Raw genomic sequence first — 16,492 nt, forward strand, 5'->3', positions numbered from 1 at the left:
TTCACATTCCTTTGTTTAGCAGCTACCGCGAGGGAACTTAGTCAGCGCTACGCCAGTGTTAAATAATACCTGACAGATATACCCCGCCTATGGCTGATTTCCCACTAGAGCGGACTCGCTTATGGTGAATCTGCCAACTGATCGCTTTTCGCCGTTAAGGCAACTCCGAACAAGCCCGTCAGATCGAAAAAGCGCACTAAGGTCAGAAGAGTGCGAAACGTGTCAATAGTAGTTGTTTGCTCACCTGGATTGATCCGGGCCGGACGTGGGCCTCTCGGCCAGAGAGGCGATCATCCCAATTCCTCTGATCGATGCTCAGCCTGTCTCAACCTGCACCGTCCATCCGTGCGTATCGCGATCGCTGGGACAAGATGCCGGGCGGAGCCCTAAAAACGGTACATATACGTGATGAGCTCGGTCAATCTCGAGATTGCCTATTGGCGCTTACGACCCGGCCAGCCGGGACCTTCGACGTTGCAGAGGAGCGCTTCGATTTCCTCAGAAGGCTCGAAAAAATACTCATCTGCGGTCAGGAAAAATTGCTGAAACCATGACCGGAAATATTCCAGCTGCTGAACCATCGCTACGATCTCACTACGTCCAGAACGCTTTTCATTGACGACGTACAGAAAATGTCGAGGCAGCAGCCGGCGGGATGCGTACCACTCACTTTACTAATCCAGTCCAGTTGTGCAAGGATTTGAGCAAGCTCAATCTTTTGATTGCGATGCTGGGAGAGTAAGCATGGAAGCAACATGGTTGAACCAGATCAAGAGACTCCAGGCTCTGTCTGCAACCGGTCTGGCTTATAGTCGTGACCAATACGACCAAGAGCGATTTGAGCAAATCAACCTCATCACTGCTCAGATGCTTGCCCAGTTGAGCTCTACCCCTCTTGAGCGAATTATCGAACTGAGCCCCGACAGCAAGAGCTACCCAACACCCAAAGTCGACGTGCGCGCGGCAGTGATCAGGGATGATCAGATTCTCCTGGTTCAAGAAAGGGATAACGAATTATGGACTATGCCCGGCGGATTCGCTGAAGTAGGTCTTTCCGCTGCCGAAAATGTGGCCAAAGAAGTCCTCGAAGAAGCGTGTATCGCCGTCACCGCGGAGGCTTTGTACAGCGTGAGGCACAAGGCTAAGGGGCCGTTCAAGCCTGATATCCGAGACTTCTACAAACTCTACTTTCTTTGCGATCGCATCGATGATGCTGCACCTCAACCTGGTGCCGAGACGCTGGCAGTGAAATTTTTCAGTATCGATGCGCTTCCGGCGCTATGCACCGATCGCGTCGTGCTTGAAGACATTGAGCGTGCCTTTGAATTTCGCACTGGCGCGCATCAGCAAACCTGGTTCGATTAGATTTGGACAACTCACAGCAATGTCCGCCATGGGTCGAAAGCTGCCGGCATTGAAGGGCTGCTACCGTCCCATGGAGGCCATCCGATGTGGGCCGTTAGCGGCCCAATGCCGCATTAGAGATAACTCAATCCCACAGGGGCTACTCGTTATCGGTGAATTTCAATCTGGAGCCCTTCATTCTCATGTGGCGCTCGAAAGTAGCTAGTGATCAGATCGAACTCCGCGTCAGTTGCCGCAAACTCATGCTCGCCATGGTGATTACGAATATGCAACCTGTCTCGACAGGTGTCATCGTCCACCTCGATATAGTGGACGCAATGTGAAACCTCGGCGGCGTCAGCCAGGCCGCGCAGCCATTGTCGATCTTGAGGAGTATTGGCAGGAAAATCCAAAACGACAGTCACTCCAGCCCGAAGAACATCAATGACGAGCGGGCCCAGCACCTCCCGAATCTGGTGCGCAAAACGCACATAGTCGGTGACTGACTTGATCTGTCCAGGGTATAGCCGTGAGAGCCAATGATCCTCAGTCAGCAGAACCGTCGATCCTTCAGTTGCCAAACTTTTGGCTAGCGTTGACTTACCGGATGCAATCTTTCCTGAGATGAGATGCAGCACTGGTTTGTGCATAGAGACGTCTCCTTGTCGAACCCCGATGATGCTCATTGAAAAGCGTCGAAGCAATCACCGAGCATTCAAACGTCCGCTTTGGATCGATTGTGGTCACTTGCGAGGACAGCTATCGACCCATAGCGGCATGGTTGACATTTCAGACCTTGCGTTCAGCGACTGCGTTAACTCCCTCTAATGTGGCAAACGATGTGTCCTTGGCGGTGAGCAAGAAGTCGCTCAGATAGGGCACTTCCAGCATGTCGGAGCGAATAGCTGCGAACAATGTGGCCTGTAGCCCTTTCTCTCCCAATCGTTTGGCCGTCACGTAGCCCCGGGAGCTGTACTCATGCACCGCCCAGTTGGGTAGGCAGCACACGCCACGCCCACTGGCCACAAGCTGCATCATCATCACCGTCAGTTCGCAGGTGCGTACTTGCGGCGGTTCAATGTCTGCCGGATCGAGGAATCGGGTGAAGATGTCCAGCCGATTTCGCTCGATCGGGTAGGTGATCAGTGTCTCGCCAGCGATGTCTGCAGGCTCAAGGTGCGGCTTTTCGCACAGCGCGTGGTGGTTATCGATGGCCAGTAATGCCTCGTAGCCGAAAAGCGGCACGTATGTGATTCCCGGTAGATCAACAGGATCGGAGGTCACGACCAGGTCCAGGTCTCCTCGCTCAAGCGCCGGTAGTGGTGCGAACGCAAACCCGGAGGCCAAGTCCAGTTCAACTTCCGGCCAGGCACCGCGGAATTCGTCCACAGAAGGCATCAACCATTGGTAGCAACTATGGCACTCAATGGCGATGTGCAGCCGGCCCGCGCTACCACTGGTGAGCTTACCCAAATCGCGTTCCGCCGAGCGAACCAGCGGCAGCACCTGCTCGGCCAGTTGAAGCAACTTGAGGCCGGCACTGGTGCGAAAGCGCCGACTGGGTCAGGCACAGTCGCTCGGCTGCTTCCTGCAGGCTTTCTGTTTCTCGCAGGGCATGGATAGTACGCAGGTGCCTTAAGTCGATCATGAGGAAAACTACATTTCAATGCAAAAAAAATGAGTTTGTCTCATGGCTCCTTGATCCCTGACAATCCCCCTCATTGAATTTTCTGTTTGAGGGCAGAGCACTTTGACACTGACACTCAACCTCGGCGTCACTCCGGTTTCGTCTCGCTGGGCGAGGTAAAGCCGTGAGCATTATCGATCGATCAAAACTCACCCTACCGGACGGCGCCAATCGCCTGCTTCTGCACTCTTGCTGCGCGCCGTGCTCCGGTGAGGTGATGGAGGCCATCACGGCTTCCGGCATTGACTACACGATTTTCTTTTACAACCCCAACATCCATCCTGAGCGTGAGTACCTGCTGCGCAAGGAAGAGAACATTCGCTTCGCGGAGCAGCACAATGTGCCGTTCGTCGATGCCGATTACGATACCGACAACTGGTTTGCGCGGGCCAAAGGCATGGAGCAAGCGCCAGAACGCGGGGAGCGCTGCACCATGTGCTTCGATATGCGTTTCGAGCGCACCGCCTTGTATGCCTACGAGCATGGGTTCTCGGTGATCAGCAGCTCACTGGGTATTTCACGCTGGAAGGACATGCAGCAAATCAACGGCTGCGGTCTTCGTTCGGCCGCCAAGTATCCTGGTATCACCTATTGGGACTACAACTGGCGCAAGGGTGGTGGAGCTGCGCGCATGGTGGAGATCAGCAAGCGCGAGCGCTTCTATCAGCAGGAGTACTGTGGTTGTATCTACTCGCTGCGAGACTCCAACCATCACCGCAAAGCGCAAGGCCGGGACATCATTCGCATTGGCGTGAAGTACTACGGCGATGAAGAGGATGAACAAGGTAACGCCTGAGCTTCGTTCAAAAAGTCAGGAAAAGCCTGATTGGTCGAGATGGATTTGCCACCTGAGCAGCTACCGGAAATCACTCAGCAGGTCAAAAGCTCCCGCTACAGTATTGCCCGCAGCTATGGGCGTGTGACCATCGAAGGGCAGATGAGCAGAACTAAAGTTTTTTTGAAATCAATTCATTAGCCACCCCTCAACAGCCCCCTCTAGAATGCCTCTTAATTAGAGACAGTGTCCAACCAATTAGCTGAGTAGCAAAGCTATACGGTGCACTGAAACCATTACGAGATTAGGGTGTCAGGTTAAAATGAGCAATGACTTTGCATTTGCCATTAAGAGCATTTGTTTCGATGAAAACTACCAGCCATCGAACAATACGCGCATAACCACCAACTTCGCCAACTTGGCGAGAGGGGCAAGTCGCCAGGAAAATCTGCGCAACACATTGAAGATGATTGATAATCGCTTCAATGCTCTGGCGCACTGGGACAACCCCAGCGCTGATCGGTACTCGGTAGGCCTTGAGATCATTTCTGTCGAAATGAACATTGCTGCCGAGCACAGCGATCATGCTCTACCCTTGATTGAAATCTTGAAAACCACGGTCGTTGACCGTCAAACCAACGAACGCATTGCCGGAATGGTGGGGAACAACTTCTCATCGTATGTGCGGGATTATGACTTCAGCGTGCTATTGCTGGGACATAACAAGGACAAAGCTGAGTTCAGTACGCCCGCTAACTTCGGCGACCTCCACGGCAAGCTGTTCAAGTCTTTCGTCAGCTCAGATGCTTACAAGGAACACTTCGACAAGCCGCCTGTAATCTGCCTGAGTGTCTCCAGTGCCAAGACCTACCAGCGGATGGAGAACCAGCATCCGGTACTCGGTGTTGAATACCAGCAAAATGAATACTCCCTGACGGATGAGTATTTCAAGAAGATGGGCCTGAAGGTTCGTTACTTCATGCCGCCGAACAGTGTTGCCCCCCTGGCCTTCTACTTTGCCGGTGACTTGCTGGGTGACTACACCAATCTGGAACTGATCAGTACCATCAGCACGATGGACACTTTCCAGAAAATTTACCGCCCTGAAATCTACAATGCGAACTCCGCAGCTGGAAAGTCCTATCAGCCTAGCTTGCAACATCAGGATTATTCGCTGACGCGTATCATTTATGATCGAGAAGAACGTGGCCGCCTCGCTATTGAGCAGGGAAAGTTTGCCGAAGAGCACTTCATCAAACCCTACCACGCCATTCTTGAGCAGTGGTCTGCCAGTTACGCCGCTTGAATCGCCCCTGTACAAGGTCTTTTATTGTGAAAAAATTGCTCCCTACGTCGACTGCCGGCAGCTTGCCTAAACCTTCCTGGCTCGCAGAACCTGAAAAACTTTGGTCACCGTGGAAATTGGAAGGTGATGAACTGATCGAAGGCAAGCACGACGCGCTGCGCTTGTCTTTGCAAGAGCAGCAGCACGCCGGTATCGACATCGTCAGCGATGGCGAGCAAACACGTCAGCATTTCGTCACGACCTTCATCGAACATCTCGATGGCGTGGATTTTGAAAAACGTGAAACCGTCAGGATTCGTGATCGCTACGATGCCAGCGTACCAACGGTGGTAGGCGCCGTTGCGCGTCGCAAGCCCGTCTTCGTCGAAGACGCCAAGTTCCTGCGTCAGCAAACCTCGCAACCGATCAAATGGGCGCTGCCAGGCCCCATGACCATGATCGACACGTTGTATGACGCGCATTACAAGAGCCGCGAAAAGCTGGCTTGGGAATTCGCCAAGATCCTCAACCAGGAAGCTCACGAACTCGAAGCGGCCGGTGTCGACATCATCCAGTTCGACGAACCCGCCTTCAACGTCTTCTTCGACGAGGTTAACGAGTGGGGCGTCGCTACGCTGGAGCGAGCCATCGAAGGCCTCAAGTGCGAAACCGCCGTGCACATCTGCTACGGCTACGGCATCAAGGCTAATACCGATTGGAAAAAAACCTTGGGCTCGGAGTGGCGGCAATACGAAGAAGCCTTCCCTAAGCTGCAAAAATCGAGCATCGATATCGTCTCGTTGGAGTGCCACAACTCCCACGTGCCGATGGACCTGATCGAGCTGATCCGTGGCAAGAAAGTGATGGTAGGCGCCATCGATGTGGCTAACCACGCTATCGAAACCCCTGAAGAAGTGGCCAATACCCTGCGCAACGCACTGCAGTTCGTGGACGCCGACAAGCTCTATCCATGCACCAACTGCGGTATGGCGCCCCTGCCGCGTCACGTGGCAAGAGGCAAGCTCAATGCGCTGAGTGCCGGCGCGGAAATTGTCCGTCAAGAGCTACTAAACAAGCGCTGAGCCTATGTCGAAGGTGGTCAGCGAATGCTCAGATGAAGTTCAGCCCAAATACTTGGGCTGATTCGGCCTTTCCCTGCACCTTCGAGCGGTAATCAATAGCCAGGACCCAATATGTCACTCCCCAGTACTGCTATCGAGCCGTTGAGCTTCCGCGAAGCGCTTGGGCACTACGCCTCCGGCATCACGGTGATTACAACGCACATTGATGACGAACCGATTGGTTTTACTTGCCAGTCGTTCTACAGCGTGTCAATGAGCCCGCCGCTGGTGTCATTCAGCGTAATGCGCAGCTCGGCAAGCTACCCTAGAATTCGCCAGGCTGGTCGGTTCGCGGTCAACATTCTGTCTGCTGAACAGGCCAAGATCTCCAACCAGTTCGCTCGGCGAGGCACGGACAAGTGGCACGGCGTGGAGTGGCAGCAATCACCTTTGGGTAATCCAGCCATTGCTGGCAGCTTGTACTGGCTCGATTGCGAAATTCACGCAGAGCACGAAGCGGGCGACCACCTGATCGTGATTGGTGAGGTGAAGGCGTTCAACCTGCAGAAGGCTGCAGATTCGCAGCCATTGCTGTACTTCAAGGGACAATACCGCAACCTCGCCGAGCTCATGGCAGTCTGAGCGTACCCCTTCGGTTGTCCTCATGCTTCGCCAGCCACGGCTGTTGCAATACCGGCTTTGACTGGGTAGGTCCTGAATAAAAAAGACGCCTGATGATGTGCTCGGCTCTGCGGCTAAGCCCTTAATTAGTAGAGAAAGGTACGGTCCCAGGCACCCGACAAGCAAAAAACCCAGCCCTCGGTTTATGGATGCCTGCCGTTGTCGTACCCTCGGCCCATCGACAGCACGGAGGTTGATATGGCAACAGGTCAAGGCAAGCGGGTCGTTGTCATTGGTGCCGGCATCATCGGCGCATCACTGGCCTACCACCTGGCGCGCAAAGGCGCCAATGTCACAGTGCTCGAGGCTGACGGTATCGCGTCAGGCGTGACGAGCCGCTCGTTCGCCTGGATCAATACCGCTGCCCCCGAAACCGACCCCATCGCCCCGCTGCGCGGCGCGGCAATCGAGGCGTACCGGCAACTCGAGGCCGAGTTGCCGGGCTTGACGGTGCGATGGACTGGCGCCTTGTCCTACAGCACGATGTCCAGCGCGGCACCGACGCCTGCCAGTGATTCGTCCGCGGCTGACAGGGTCTGTCGAACGCAGATTGTCGGTCTTGAACCCAATCTCAAACACCCGCCCGAGTCTGCTTGCCATGCGCCAGCAGAAGGCGCGCTGGACCCCGTGGCCGCAGCGCATGCGCTGATCGCCGCGGCCCAGGCCCATGGGGCGAAAGTGTTCACGCAAACCCGCGTGCTCGGCCTTGTCATCGAGCAAGCACAGCTGAGCGCCGTTGCGACAGCCATGAGCATCATCGATGCCGATAGTGTCGTGATTGCAGCCGGGACCGGCATCACCCAACTGACCGACAGCCTGGCCATAACACTGCCAATCGCGGCGTCACCTGCCATTCTCATTCGCTACAAGACTCAACCCGACCTGGTGCGCAGCCTCATCTCCAGCCCTGTCATGGAAGTGCGGCACACCGCGGATGGGGCATTGCTGGCGGCAGAAGACTATCTGGACGACGCAGCGGACAACCAGCCGGCAGCGATTGCGCTACGAACGGCCAAGGCGATTCAACACGAGCTTCATGGGGTGGTTTCGATAGAACCAGAATGGGCGCGTGTCGGGCTCAGGCCCATGCCAGCGGATGGCGTGCCCATCATCGGTCATCTGCCCAACGTCGGCGGCGTCTATGTGTGCGCCGTGCACCCTGGCGTTACCTTGGCGGCGATCGTGGGGCGGCTTGCCAGCGAGGAGATCATCGATGGCAAGGCCTCCCCTGCCCTCGCGCCCTGTCGGCCAGATAGGTTCTGGAAACGCTAGTGGCACAGCGCAATCGAGCGAGCAGCCGTTGTTGCAGCGCCACTGGCCTCGACGGCATTCAGGTAAGCTCAGCCCTTTGCGACACCTCCAAGGACGGCCCCATGCATGCACTTACCGATGCGCACTTACTGCAGATCATTGCCCGCAACCCAATCAACCGAGCACTGTTGCAGATCCTGCCGACACTGGGTATCCCGCACGCCATGCTGACAGCAGGCGCGTTGTTCCAGGCGTTCTGGAATCACCGCTCGGGCCGAGCCGTCGACTGGGGCGTCAAGGACTATGACATCGCCTACTTCGACGCTGACCTGTCCTGGGCGGCGGAGAACCAGGTCATATCCCGGGTGCAGCAGGCATGCGCGCATTTAGCCGTCAACGTGGAAGTCCGCAACCAGGCACGCGTGCATCTGTGGTACGCAGAAAAATTCGGCGGTGCCTATTCACCGCTGAAAAAGGTCACGGACGGCATTGACCGCTATCTGATTCGATCGACCTGCCTAGGCGTTGATATTGATACAGGCAAGCTCTACAGCACCCATGGTCTGGACGACCTGCAGAACGACGTGCTGAGGATGAACGCGTTGAATCCAAGACCCGATTTGTTCAGGGCAAAAGCGGCCAGTTACCAGGCGCGTTGGCCATGGCTTCAAGTGCTTGAATGACCGACCACGCCGGGCCATCTGGCGCTGCTGATCCCAGCGTTCGCCCCGCCACTGCGGGGCCCATTATTTTCCCTCGCAACTGCAAACTAGCCTTCGAGGCGCAAGCCTCTGGACAGGCCCCTACCGTGGCCGGTATTCCAACACAAGGATGTGATCGCCATGAACATCCGCAACCTGTTGCTCGACGTACTGATCTTTCCTGCGAGCCCGAGGCATTCGCCAGCTTGCCCGCGAAGCCCTGTGATAGCATCACCTGTGCCCCCGCAGGGATGGAGGCCGCGCAGAAGGCCTGGCTGCAATACCGCGAGGCCTGGTGCGACAGCCAGGGCCTGGCCATCGGCACGCCGATGTACAGCACCTGCCGCATGGAGCTGAACGCAGCCCGGGGCGGCGAGCTGAATGACTTCTATCGGCAGATCCAGCCCAACTGAAGTGCCCGCCACCCGGCCTACCAGGCCTGGGCATGAGGTGCCGGGCCGGGCAGCGCGGGAAACAGCGGCAGCACCTCCTCGGCCAGCTCCTGGATGATTTCCAGCGCCGGGCGCTGCGCCATCTGCATGCCCAGTGCCGCATGATTGACCCCGGCATCACGCCACTCATGCAGCAGATCGATCAAACCGTTGCGACCGGTGCGTAACACATAGCCACCCTGTTGCGCGGTACGCGGGAAGTTTGGGTCTTCGTCCAGATCGATCCACTCATTGGTGACATGCGGGCGAAAGCCCCCGCCTGGAATGAGCGCGCGCCAGGCACTTATTTTCTCGGCCAGACGGCGAGGCCCCAGGATGTTGTGGGTGGCTTGCGGGTAGGTGATCCAGCCATCGGCATGTTCGCCGAGCCACTGCAAGGACTGGCGCGACGAGCCGGTTACCAGCAACGGTATGCGCCCCGTGGCGGGCTTGGGGAGGAGCCGCGCGCCATCGATCTGCCCCAGCGCTGAATGGATCGGCGCAGGATGGCCGTCCAGCAGCCGGCGGAAATAGTCCACGCTCTGCGCGAAGCGCTCCCCGCGACTGTCATGGGCCAGGCCGTAGGCCGGGAACTCCACCGGGCGGTCGCCCGAGGCGATGCCCAGCACCAGGCGTCCGCCCGACAGGCAATCCAGGCTGGCAGCGGACTTGGCCAGGTCGATGGGGTGGCGCAGGGTGAAGATCGTGCTCCCGGTCGCGAGGCTGATGTGGCGAGTGTGGGCCGCCAGATAGCCCAGGTAGGTGAACGGATCGAACACCTGGCCGGCATCGCCGAATGCCGGGTCGTACAACGGCACGTCGCGTACCCAGGTGGCAGCGAAACCCAGGCGGTCGATCTCGCCGACCAACTGCGCCTGGCCGCGGAGCACGCCCATGTCGCCGGCATAGAAACGCAGCGGCAGGAAAATGCCAAGGGTCAGCTGACCAGGGGCGAACATGCGACGGTAACCGGGATGCAGGGCGAACGCATCGGCGCTGGCGCCTTTGTTGCTGATGAGGTTCATGGGCATTCCTTGCTCAGGTTCAGGGGCCGGTGGCTGGGGCGGGAAGGCGGATGCCGCGTTGCACGGCAGGGCGCATTTGGACTTGTCGATACCAGCGAGTCAGGTGGCGGTGAGCAGTGAAATCGAAGCCCACGAGCTCGGCGATGTGCAGCCAGGCAAAGTGGGCGATGTCGGCAATCGAATAGGCTTCGCCTGCCAGCCACAAATGGCTGGCCAGGTGCTGGTCGAGCACGGCGAAGGCGTCTTCGCTGAGGCTGCGGTAGCGCTTTTGCGCCGCCGGGTTGGCGATGGCCTCGAAGCACTCGAAGTGCACGCGCTGCCCGAGCACCGGCCCCACGCTGGCGCTGTGGTACATGAGCCAGGTGATCGTCGCCCAGCGCGGTTGAGCCGCCTGCTCCAGCAGTTGGCCATTGCGCTGCGCCAGGTACAAGAGGATCGCGGCTGACTCGAACAGCACCACTCCGGCACTGTGGTCCACCAGCACCGGGATGCGGCCTGCGGGGTTGAGTGCCAGGAAATTGGCCTGGCGATGTTCGCCCCGGTCGATGTTCACGTGAACCAGCCGATAACGCAGGCCGAGCTCTTCGAGGGCAATGGTGATCTTGAAACCGTTGGGGGAACTGTCGCTGTAAAGCACAAGCGCAGGTTCTTGCATGCTGTTCACCTCAGTAAAACTGATTTGATTTCTGTGGTTCATCGCTATGCTATGCACACTGTATCGTGCTTACTAACGATCATTGCTTTTCTTCAAATTAGTTTTTCTAAGGTTGGAATTTCATGGGTGCAGTCTTGCCGTTACTCGCGTTGCGTGCCTTCTGCGAAACCACTCGCCTGGGCAGCCTGAAGGCTGCCGCCGAACGCATGGGGGTCAGCCCAGGTGCCATCAGTCAACAGATCCGCCTGCTGGAGCAGCGCCTGGGGGTCGTTCTGCTGAGCCGAAGCCGTTATGGCGTGCAGCTCACCGAGGCTGGCGCGAGCCTCTATCCGGGGCTGTCACGCGGCTTCGGCCAGATCGAAAGCGCCCTGCTCGACCTGGAACGGCTAACCCGAACTTCTACCTTGACGATCAGCACCCAGCCATCGTTCGCCTCCAGCTGGCTGGTGCCACGCCTGGCCGATTTCAATGCGCGGCATCCGCAGATCGACATCCACGTGCAGTCCACGGCCGCGCTGGCCGACCTGCACCGTGACCCTGTCGATATCGCGCTGCGCCACGGCCTGGGCGATTACCCGGGGCTGGCGTCGATACCCCTGTTGGCGCCCGTGCTGCTACCGGTAGCCAGCCCTGGCCTGCTTGCCGGCGGGCCGGCGCTGGACGAACCACAGGACTGCCTGCGTTATCCCCTGCTGCAGGAGGCCGAGCGTGCCGACTGGACACTGTGGCTGCAGGCCCATGGTGTCGAACCCGACAGCCGTAGCCGCCGAGGGCCGAGTTTTGACGAAGACCTGCTATTGCTGCGCGCGGCCGCCAGTGGCCAGGGTATCGCCCTGGTGCAGGCACAGCTCGCCGCCGAGGACCTGCGCAGTGGCCGGTTGGTCGTCGCGCTGGAGCGCCCCTGGCCATCACACTTCGCTTATTACCTGGTGACCCGCGAGGAGCACCTGCAACGTGCGCCGGTGCGAGCGTTCATTGAGTGGATTCAAGCGCAGCTTGCGCTCGAGCCGTCCTCATGTGTACCTGCTTTGGAAACGTCTGTTTGACAAGGCGTCCGCCACGACAGATACGGCGTCCAAGGTTGATTTGCCGGGGCTGCTTTGCGAGCCTTTCGCGGCACGCGGCCGCTTCTGCAAAAACGGCTATTCCACGGCCTCCTCCACACCTCGGTCCTCGCCCAGGAAACCACCGCTCTGGTGCTGCCACAACCGCGCATAGGCGCCATTTCGGGCCAGCAACTGGGCATGGGTGCCCTGCTCTATGATGCGCCCTTCGTCCATCACTATCAGACGGTCCATGGCGGCGATGGTCGACAGCCGGTGGGCGATGGCGATCACCGTCTTGCCCCTCATCATTTCATCCAGGCTTTCCTGGATCGCCACCTCGACTTCCGAGTCCAGCGCGCTGGTGGCTTCGTCGAGCAGCAGGATCGGCGCGTTCTTGAGCATCACCCGGGCAATGGCGATGCGCTGGCGCTGGCCGCCGGACAGCTTGATGCCGCGTTCGCCCACCAGGGTGTCGTAGCCGCTGTGCCCCTGGCGGTCGCTCAGTTGCCCGATGAACCCATCGGCCTGGGCGCTGGCGGCGGCGCGGCGGATCTGCGCCTCGCTCGCATCGGGGCGACCATAGGCGATATTGTCGCGGATCGAGCGATGCAGCAACGAGGTGTCCTGGGTGACCATGCCGATGGCGCCGCGCAGGCTGTCCTGGGTGACGTGGGCAATGTCCTGGCCGTCGATGCGAATCTGGCCGCTGTCGACATCATAGAAGCGCAGCAGCAGGTTGATCAGCGTCGACTTGCCGGCACCGGAGCGGCCCACCAGGCCAATCTTCTCGCCCGGGCGGATCGTCAGGCTCAGGCCGTCGAGCACCTGGCGCTCGCCGTTGTAGTTGAAGCGCACGTTGTCGAAGGTCACCGCCCCGCCCCGTGGCTCCAGCGCCTTGGCATCCGCTGCGTCCAGTACCTTGGGCGTGCGGGTCAGGGTCGCCATGCCGTCCTGCACGGTGCCGATGCTCTCGAACAACGACGTCATCTGCCACATGATCCAATGCGACATGCCATTGATGCGCAGGGCCATGGCGGTGATCGCCGCCACCGCGCCGGCGCCGACCTCGCCCTGGTGCCACAGCCACAGCGCATAACCACCGGCGCCGAGGATCAGGCCGACCACCAGCGCCTGGTTGACGATCTCGAACTGGCTGACCAGGCGCATCTGGCGAAAACCGGTGAGCTTGAAGTCTTCCATGGCTGCGCGGGCGAAGTGCGCCTCGCGCTTGCCGTGGCTGAACAGCTTGACCGTGGTGATGTTGGTGTAGGCATCCGAGACCCGCCCGGTCATCGACGAGCGCGCGTGGGCCTGCTCCTGGCCGACCTGCCCCAGGCGCGGCACGAAATACAGCATGGCCAGGCCAAACAGGCCGATCCAGGCCAGGAACGGCAGCATCAACTTGAGGGCGAAGCCGCCGGCCAGGGCGATGATCGCCACGAAATACACACCGATGCCCGGCAGGATCTCGATCAGGGTGAACAGCACCTCGCGCACCGCCAGCGCGGTCTGCATCACCTTGGTGGTGACCCGCCCGGAAAACTCGTCGGAGAAGAACGACAGGCTCTGGCGCAGCATCAGGCGGTGGAAGTCCCAGCGCAGGCGCAATGGCAGGTTGATCGCCAACACCTGGTGCTGCACCGCCGTGCGCGCCGCCACCAGGCCGACACTGGCCACCAGCACCACCCCGGCGCCCCACAACACGCGGGTTTCCTCGGCGCTCACGGCGCTGCCGGCCTGCCAGCTGGCAAGCAGGTCCACTACCTGGCCGAGGAAGGCGAACAGCCAGGCCTCGTAAAGCGACACCGCGGCGCTGAGCACGGCGAAGGCGAGGATATAACCGCGCGCCCCGCGGGTGCAGGCCCACATGAACCGAGCCAGGCCCATGGGCGGTGGCGGAGCCTCGTCGGGGGGGAAAGGGTCGAGCCAGCGTTCGAATACACGCAGCATGGGGGTCTCCGGATCAGTCAGATCGCGCAATTGTGCCAGTTAACGGATAGTTTGAACGCACGTATATAAGTACCTGTAGTGCCATCGACTTCCCACTTAGCATGGACGTCATGCCCCTTGAGCACTTGAGGTTGCGGCGCTAAGTACAAGTTCTGAGCCAGATTACCGCCGCTGCGCCACCTGCCCTTGCTCATCGACCTGCCATGGCGCCTGCCCAGCCACGATACGCACCCCGCCAACCCAACGCTCGGCAGGTTGCTGGTCGAGCCAGTTGACCTGCCCAGCCAGCACCCGCTCACCCAGCGTGGTAAGCCTCAACGAACGCTGCGCCCAGCCGTCCCCCGGCCCTTCGCGCAGCAACGGCCGCGCCGTCTCGATCAATGGCCGCAGCAGTGCAGTGAACATCTGGTCACCCAGGTACGGCAGCGGCTCGTAGCGTGCCATCAGTTCAGCGAATACCCGCCCTGCCGGCTGCTCGCCCCGATGGGCCAAAATGCGCAGGCTCAGGCGCTCGGTCAGGCTCAAACCATCCTCGACACCGGGCAACTCCTGCAATTGTCGGGCTAACGCCTTGCCCAGCAATGGCAGCAACGGATGCTGACGCCCCGCCAGCGCGGCCCAGGCCCGTGGATCGGGCGCGGTATACGCCGACCAGGCCTGGCGCCCCAGCGCCAGCGCCTGCTCGCCCAGCGCCCGCCGTTGCGGCCACAACCAGGCGAGCAGGTCCGGCGCCAACTGGCCGATACCGATGAAGCGTTCGACCCCTGGCACCCGCTCGATCTCGATCAGCTCGAGACGGCGCGGCAGCGTGGGCAGGCTGGCAAGCAGGCGAACCAGGAACAGCTGGTCATAGGCGTCGGCCTCGCACCACAGCACCACTTCACTGTCGCCGTCGAGCTGCGCGAGTGCCGCCCGTTGCCGAGCCTGGCGCAGGGCCAGGTCGCGCGGGTCGACGGCGAACACCCGTTGCATATAGTCGCTGCGCAACCGCCAGTACTCGTCCTCAGGCAGGGCCGGCACAGGCCCCATCACCATGGGGTCGTCGAACATGTGGAAAGCACCGCGCACCCCAGCAATACGCAGGCTGTGCTCGATATCGTTGCCGCAGCGCCAATGCTGCACCCGTGCCTCGCTCTGGGCGGCAAAACCGGGATGCCGCGCGGCGAAGGCCACCGCGTCGGCATGCGCCTTGAGCCGCGGCCAGCTGGCAAAGCCGGCTTCACGGGCCACCAGCCACTGGGTGTCGGCCAGTCGATAGTCCGGTCCGGGCAAGCCCAGGCCGAGTAGTTGCGTTCGGGTGTCGTCATCCAGGGATTTGAGCAGGCGCTTGGCGCGCTTGCGCAGGGCGGGCAAGTCGAGAAGACCGTGGTGACGGGATGCGTCGATGACAGGCATGCCAACTCCTCATGGGCTCGGTCCGCCGACAAGCCGGGAGCTGGTAGGGAATGAAGTCTGCCTGGCCTGGGCTACCCCTTCGCGCGGACCGCAGGCGCAGCCAACGCCTCGGCGCGACTTTAGCGTCCCAAGTCGCCTCACGCAACCGCCCCGCCTTACTGTGCCGTCAACGCGGCAGCCGCCGTCTGAGCCACAAGCGCTTCGCAATCCACGCATTCCCAGGTCCCCATGCACGCCTTACTGCAAGAGATCCTCGACCACGTCCGCCCCCTGCTCGACCAGGGCCAGGTGGCGCAATACATTCCCGCCCTGGCCCAGGTCGACCCCAACCAGCTGGGCATTGCCGTGCAAAGCCTGGATGGCCAGATGCACTGCGCCGGTGACGCACGCACGCCGTTCTCGATCCAGAGTATTTCCAAGGTGTTCAGCCTGGTGCAGGCGATCAATCATAGCGGCGAGGCCATTTGGTCGCGCCTGGGCTACGAGCCGTCCGGCCAGGCGTTCAACTCGCTGGTGCAGCTGGAGGTGGAGAAAGGCCGACCGCGCAACCCGTTCATCAACGCTGGCGCCCTGGTGATCTGCGACATCAACCAGTCGCGCTATGCCACGCCGTCGCTGTCGATGCGCGACTTCGTCCGCCGCCTGGCCGCCAACCCGCGCATCGTCAGCGATGCGCTGGTGGCCGAGTCGGAGTACCAGCACCGCGCGCGCAACGCGGCCATGGCCTACCTGATGCAGGCGTTCGGCAATTTCGACAACGATGTCGACACGGTACTGCGCAGCTACTTCCACCACTGCGCGCTGTCGATGAGCTGCGTCGACGTGGCCCGCGGCTTTGCCTTCCTGGCCAACAGCGGCTATTGCCCGCACAGCGGCGAGCAGGTATTGAGCCCGCGCCAGGCGCAGCAGGTGAACGCGATCATGGCCACCAGCGGGCTGTACGACGAGGCGGGGAATTTTGCCTACCGGGTAGGCCTGCCGGGCAAGAGCGGCGTGGGCGGCGGGATCGTCGCGGTGGTGCCGGGGCGCTACAGCATCTGCGTGTGGTCGCCGGCGTTGAATGCCTCGGGCAATTCGTTGGCGGGGTTGCGCGCCCTGGAGCTGCTGAGCGAACGGCTGACCGGGTCGGTGTTTTCGGCGGTGCCTTGAGTCACGACGCAGGCGTGCCCCGCGCTCAGGCCGCCCTTGCAATCGCGGGGCAAGCC

At 60.3% G+C, this 16,492-nt stretch carries 15 protein-coding genes and 1 pseudogene; 10 read left to right on the forward strand and 6 right to left on the reverse strand.

Annotation, left to right across the window (positions count from 1 at the left end):
- Positions 1–744: 744 nt before the first annotated feature.
- A complete protein-coding gene (locus ACODS5_RS09600; RefSeq protein ID WP_134691939.1) occupies positions 745–1,365 on the forward strand; it encodes an NUDIX hydrolase in 621 nt (206 codons plus the stop codon).
- A 146-nt stretch (positions 1,366–1,511) separates the two neighbouring features.
- Here the strand turns inward: ACODS5_RS09600 and ACODS5_RS09605 are convergent, their stop codons facing one another.
- Together ACODS5_RS09605 and ACODS5_RS09610 are read right to left on the reverse strand one after the other, a co-directional pair.
- Positions 1,512–1,994, reverse strand: a complete 483-nt coding sequence (locus tag ACODS5_RS09605) for a P-loop nucleotide/nucleoside kinase family protein (protein WP_134691938.1) — start codon at positions 1,992–1,994, stop codon at positions 1,512–1,514.
- 139 nt (positions 1,995–2,133) lie between these two features.
- Positions 2,134–2,992, reverse strand: a pseudogene (locus ACODS5_RS09610) (LysR substrate-binding domain-containing protein).
- A 163-nt stretch (positions 2,993–3,155) separates the two neighbouring features.
- Here ACODS5_RS09610 and ACODS5_RS09615 point away from each other — a divergent pair.
- The 7 genes from ACODS5_RS09615 (at position 3,156) to ACODS5_RS09645 (ending at position 9,198) form a co-directional block, all read left to right on the forward strand.
- Positions 3,156–3,827: an epoxyqueuosine reductase QueH gene (locus tag ACODS5_RS09615; protein WP_489108495.1), complete on the forward strand. Its 672-nt coding sequence runs from the start codon at positions 3,156–3,158 to the stop codon at positions 3,825–3,827.
- Positions 3,828–4,128: 301 nt separating this feature from the next.
- Positions 4,129–5,112, forward strand: a complete 984-nt coding sequence (locus ACODS5_RS09620) for a DUF1852 domain-containing protein (RefSeq protein WP_489108496.1) — start codon at positions 4,129–4,131, stop codon at positions 5,110–5,112.
- 26 nt (positions 5,113–5,138) lie between these two features.
- Positions 5,139–6,173 carry a methionine synthase gene (locus ACODS5_RS09625; RefSeq protein ID WP_489108497.1) on the forward strand — a complete coding sequence of 345 codons (1,035 nt, stop codon included), beginning with the start codon at positions 5,139–5,141 and terminating at the stop codon, positions 6,171–6,173.
- Between the two features lie 111 nt (positions 6,174–6,284).
- Entirely contained in the window at positions 6,285–6,794 is a 510-nt protein-coding gene (locus tag ACODS5_RS09630; RefSeq protein WP_134691933.1) for a flavin reductase family protein, read from the forward strand.
- Between the two features lie 237 nt (positions 6,795–7,031).
- Positions 7,032–8,105, forward strand: a complete 1,074-nt coding sequence (locus ACODS5_RS09635; RefSeq protein ID WP_134691932.1) for an NAD(P)/FAD-dependent oxidoreductase — start codon at positions 7,032–7,034, stop codon at positions 8,103–8,105.
- A gap of 101 nt (positions 8,106–8,206) precedes the next feature.
- The gene (locus tag ACODS5_RS09640; protein ID WP_489108498.1) at positions 8,207–8,767 is read left to right on the forward strand and encodes a nucleotidyltransferase family protein; all 561 of its coding nucleotides are present in this window, start codon (positions 8,207–8,209) and stop codon (positions 8,765–8,767) included.
- Positions 8,768–8,991: 224 nt separating this feature from the next.
- Positions 8,992–9,198 (forward strand): lysozyme inhibitor LprI family protein, encoded by a 207-nt coding sequence (locus ACODS5_RS09645; protein ID WP_489108499.1) that lies wholly within the window; start codon positions 8,992–8,994, stop codon positions 9,196–9,198.
- Between the two features lie 17 nt (positions 9,199–9,215).
- Here the strand turns inward: ACODS5_RS09645 and ACODS5_RS09650 are convergent, their stop codons facing one another.
- Positions 9,216–10,241, reverse strand: a complete 1,026-nt coding sequence (locus ACODS5_RS09650; protein WP_489108500.1) for an LLM class oxidoreductase — start codon at positions 10,239–10,241, stop codon at positions 9,216–9,218.
- A gap of 19 nt (positions 10,242–10,260) precedes the next feature.
- Positions 10,261–10,896, reverse strand: coding sequence for a glutathione S-transferase family protein (locus ACODS5_RS09655; protein ID WP_489108501.1), 636 nt, complete (start codon positions 10,894–10,896; stop codon positions 10,261–10,263).
- A 122-nt stretch (positions 10,897–11,018) separates the two neighbouring features.
- Between ACODS5_RS09655 and ACODS5_RS09660 the strand changes: the two genes are divergently transcribed.
- On the forward strand, positions 11,019–11,942 hold the full coding sequence (locus ACODS5_RS09660) for a LysR substrate-binding domain-containing protein (RefSeq protein ID WP_489108502.1): 924 nt from the start codon (positions 11,019–11,021) through the stop codon (positions 11,940–11,942).
- A gap of 96 nt (positions 11,943–12,038) precedes the next feature.
- Here the strand turns inward: ACODS5_RS09660 and ACODS5_RS09665 are convergent, their stop codons facing one another.
- Positions 12,039–13,892: an ABC transporter ATP-binding protein gene (locus ACODS5_RS09665; RefSeq protein ID WP_134691926.1), complete on the reverse strand. Its 1,854-nt coding sequence runs from the start codon at positions 13,890–13,892 to the stop codon at positions 12,039–12,041.
- 162 nt (positions 13,893–14,054) lie between these two features.
- Complete coding sequence (locus tag ACODS5_RS09670) at positions 14,055–15,287, reverse strand: DUF1835 domain-containing protein (protein ID WP_489108503.1); 1,233 nt, start codon at positions 15,285–15,287, stop codon at positions 14,055–14,057.
- A gap of 228 nt (positions 15,288–15,515) precedes the next feature.
- Here ACODS5_RS09670 and glsB point away from each other — a divergent pair, with 228 nt between their 5' ends.
- Entirely contained in the window at positions 15,516–16,436 is a 921-nt protein-coding gene (gene glsB, locus ACODS5_RS09675) for a glutaminase B (protein WP_134691921.1), read from the forward strand.
- Positions 16,437–16,492 lie beyond the last annotated feature (56 nt).

This window comes from Pseudomonas sp. FG47 (genome assembly GCF_057809115.1).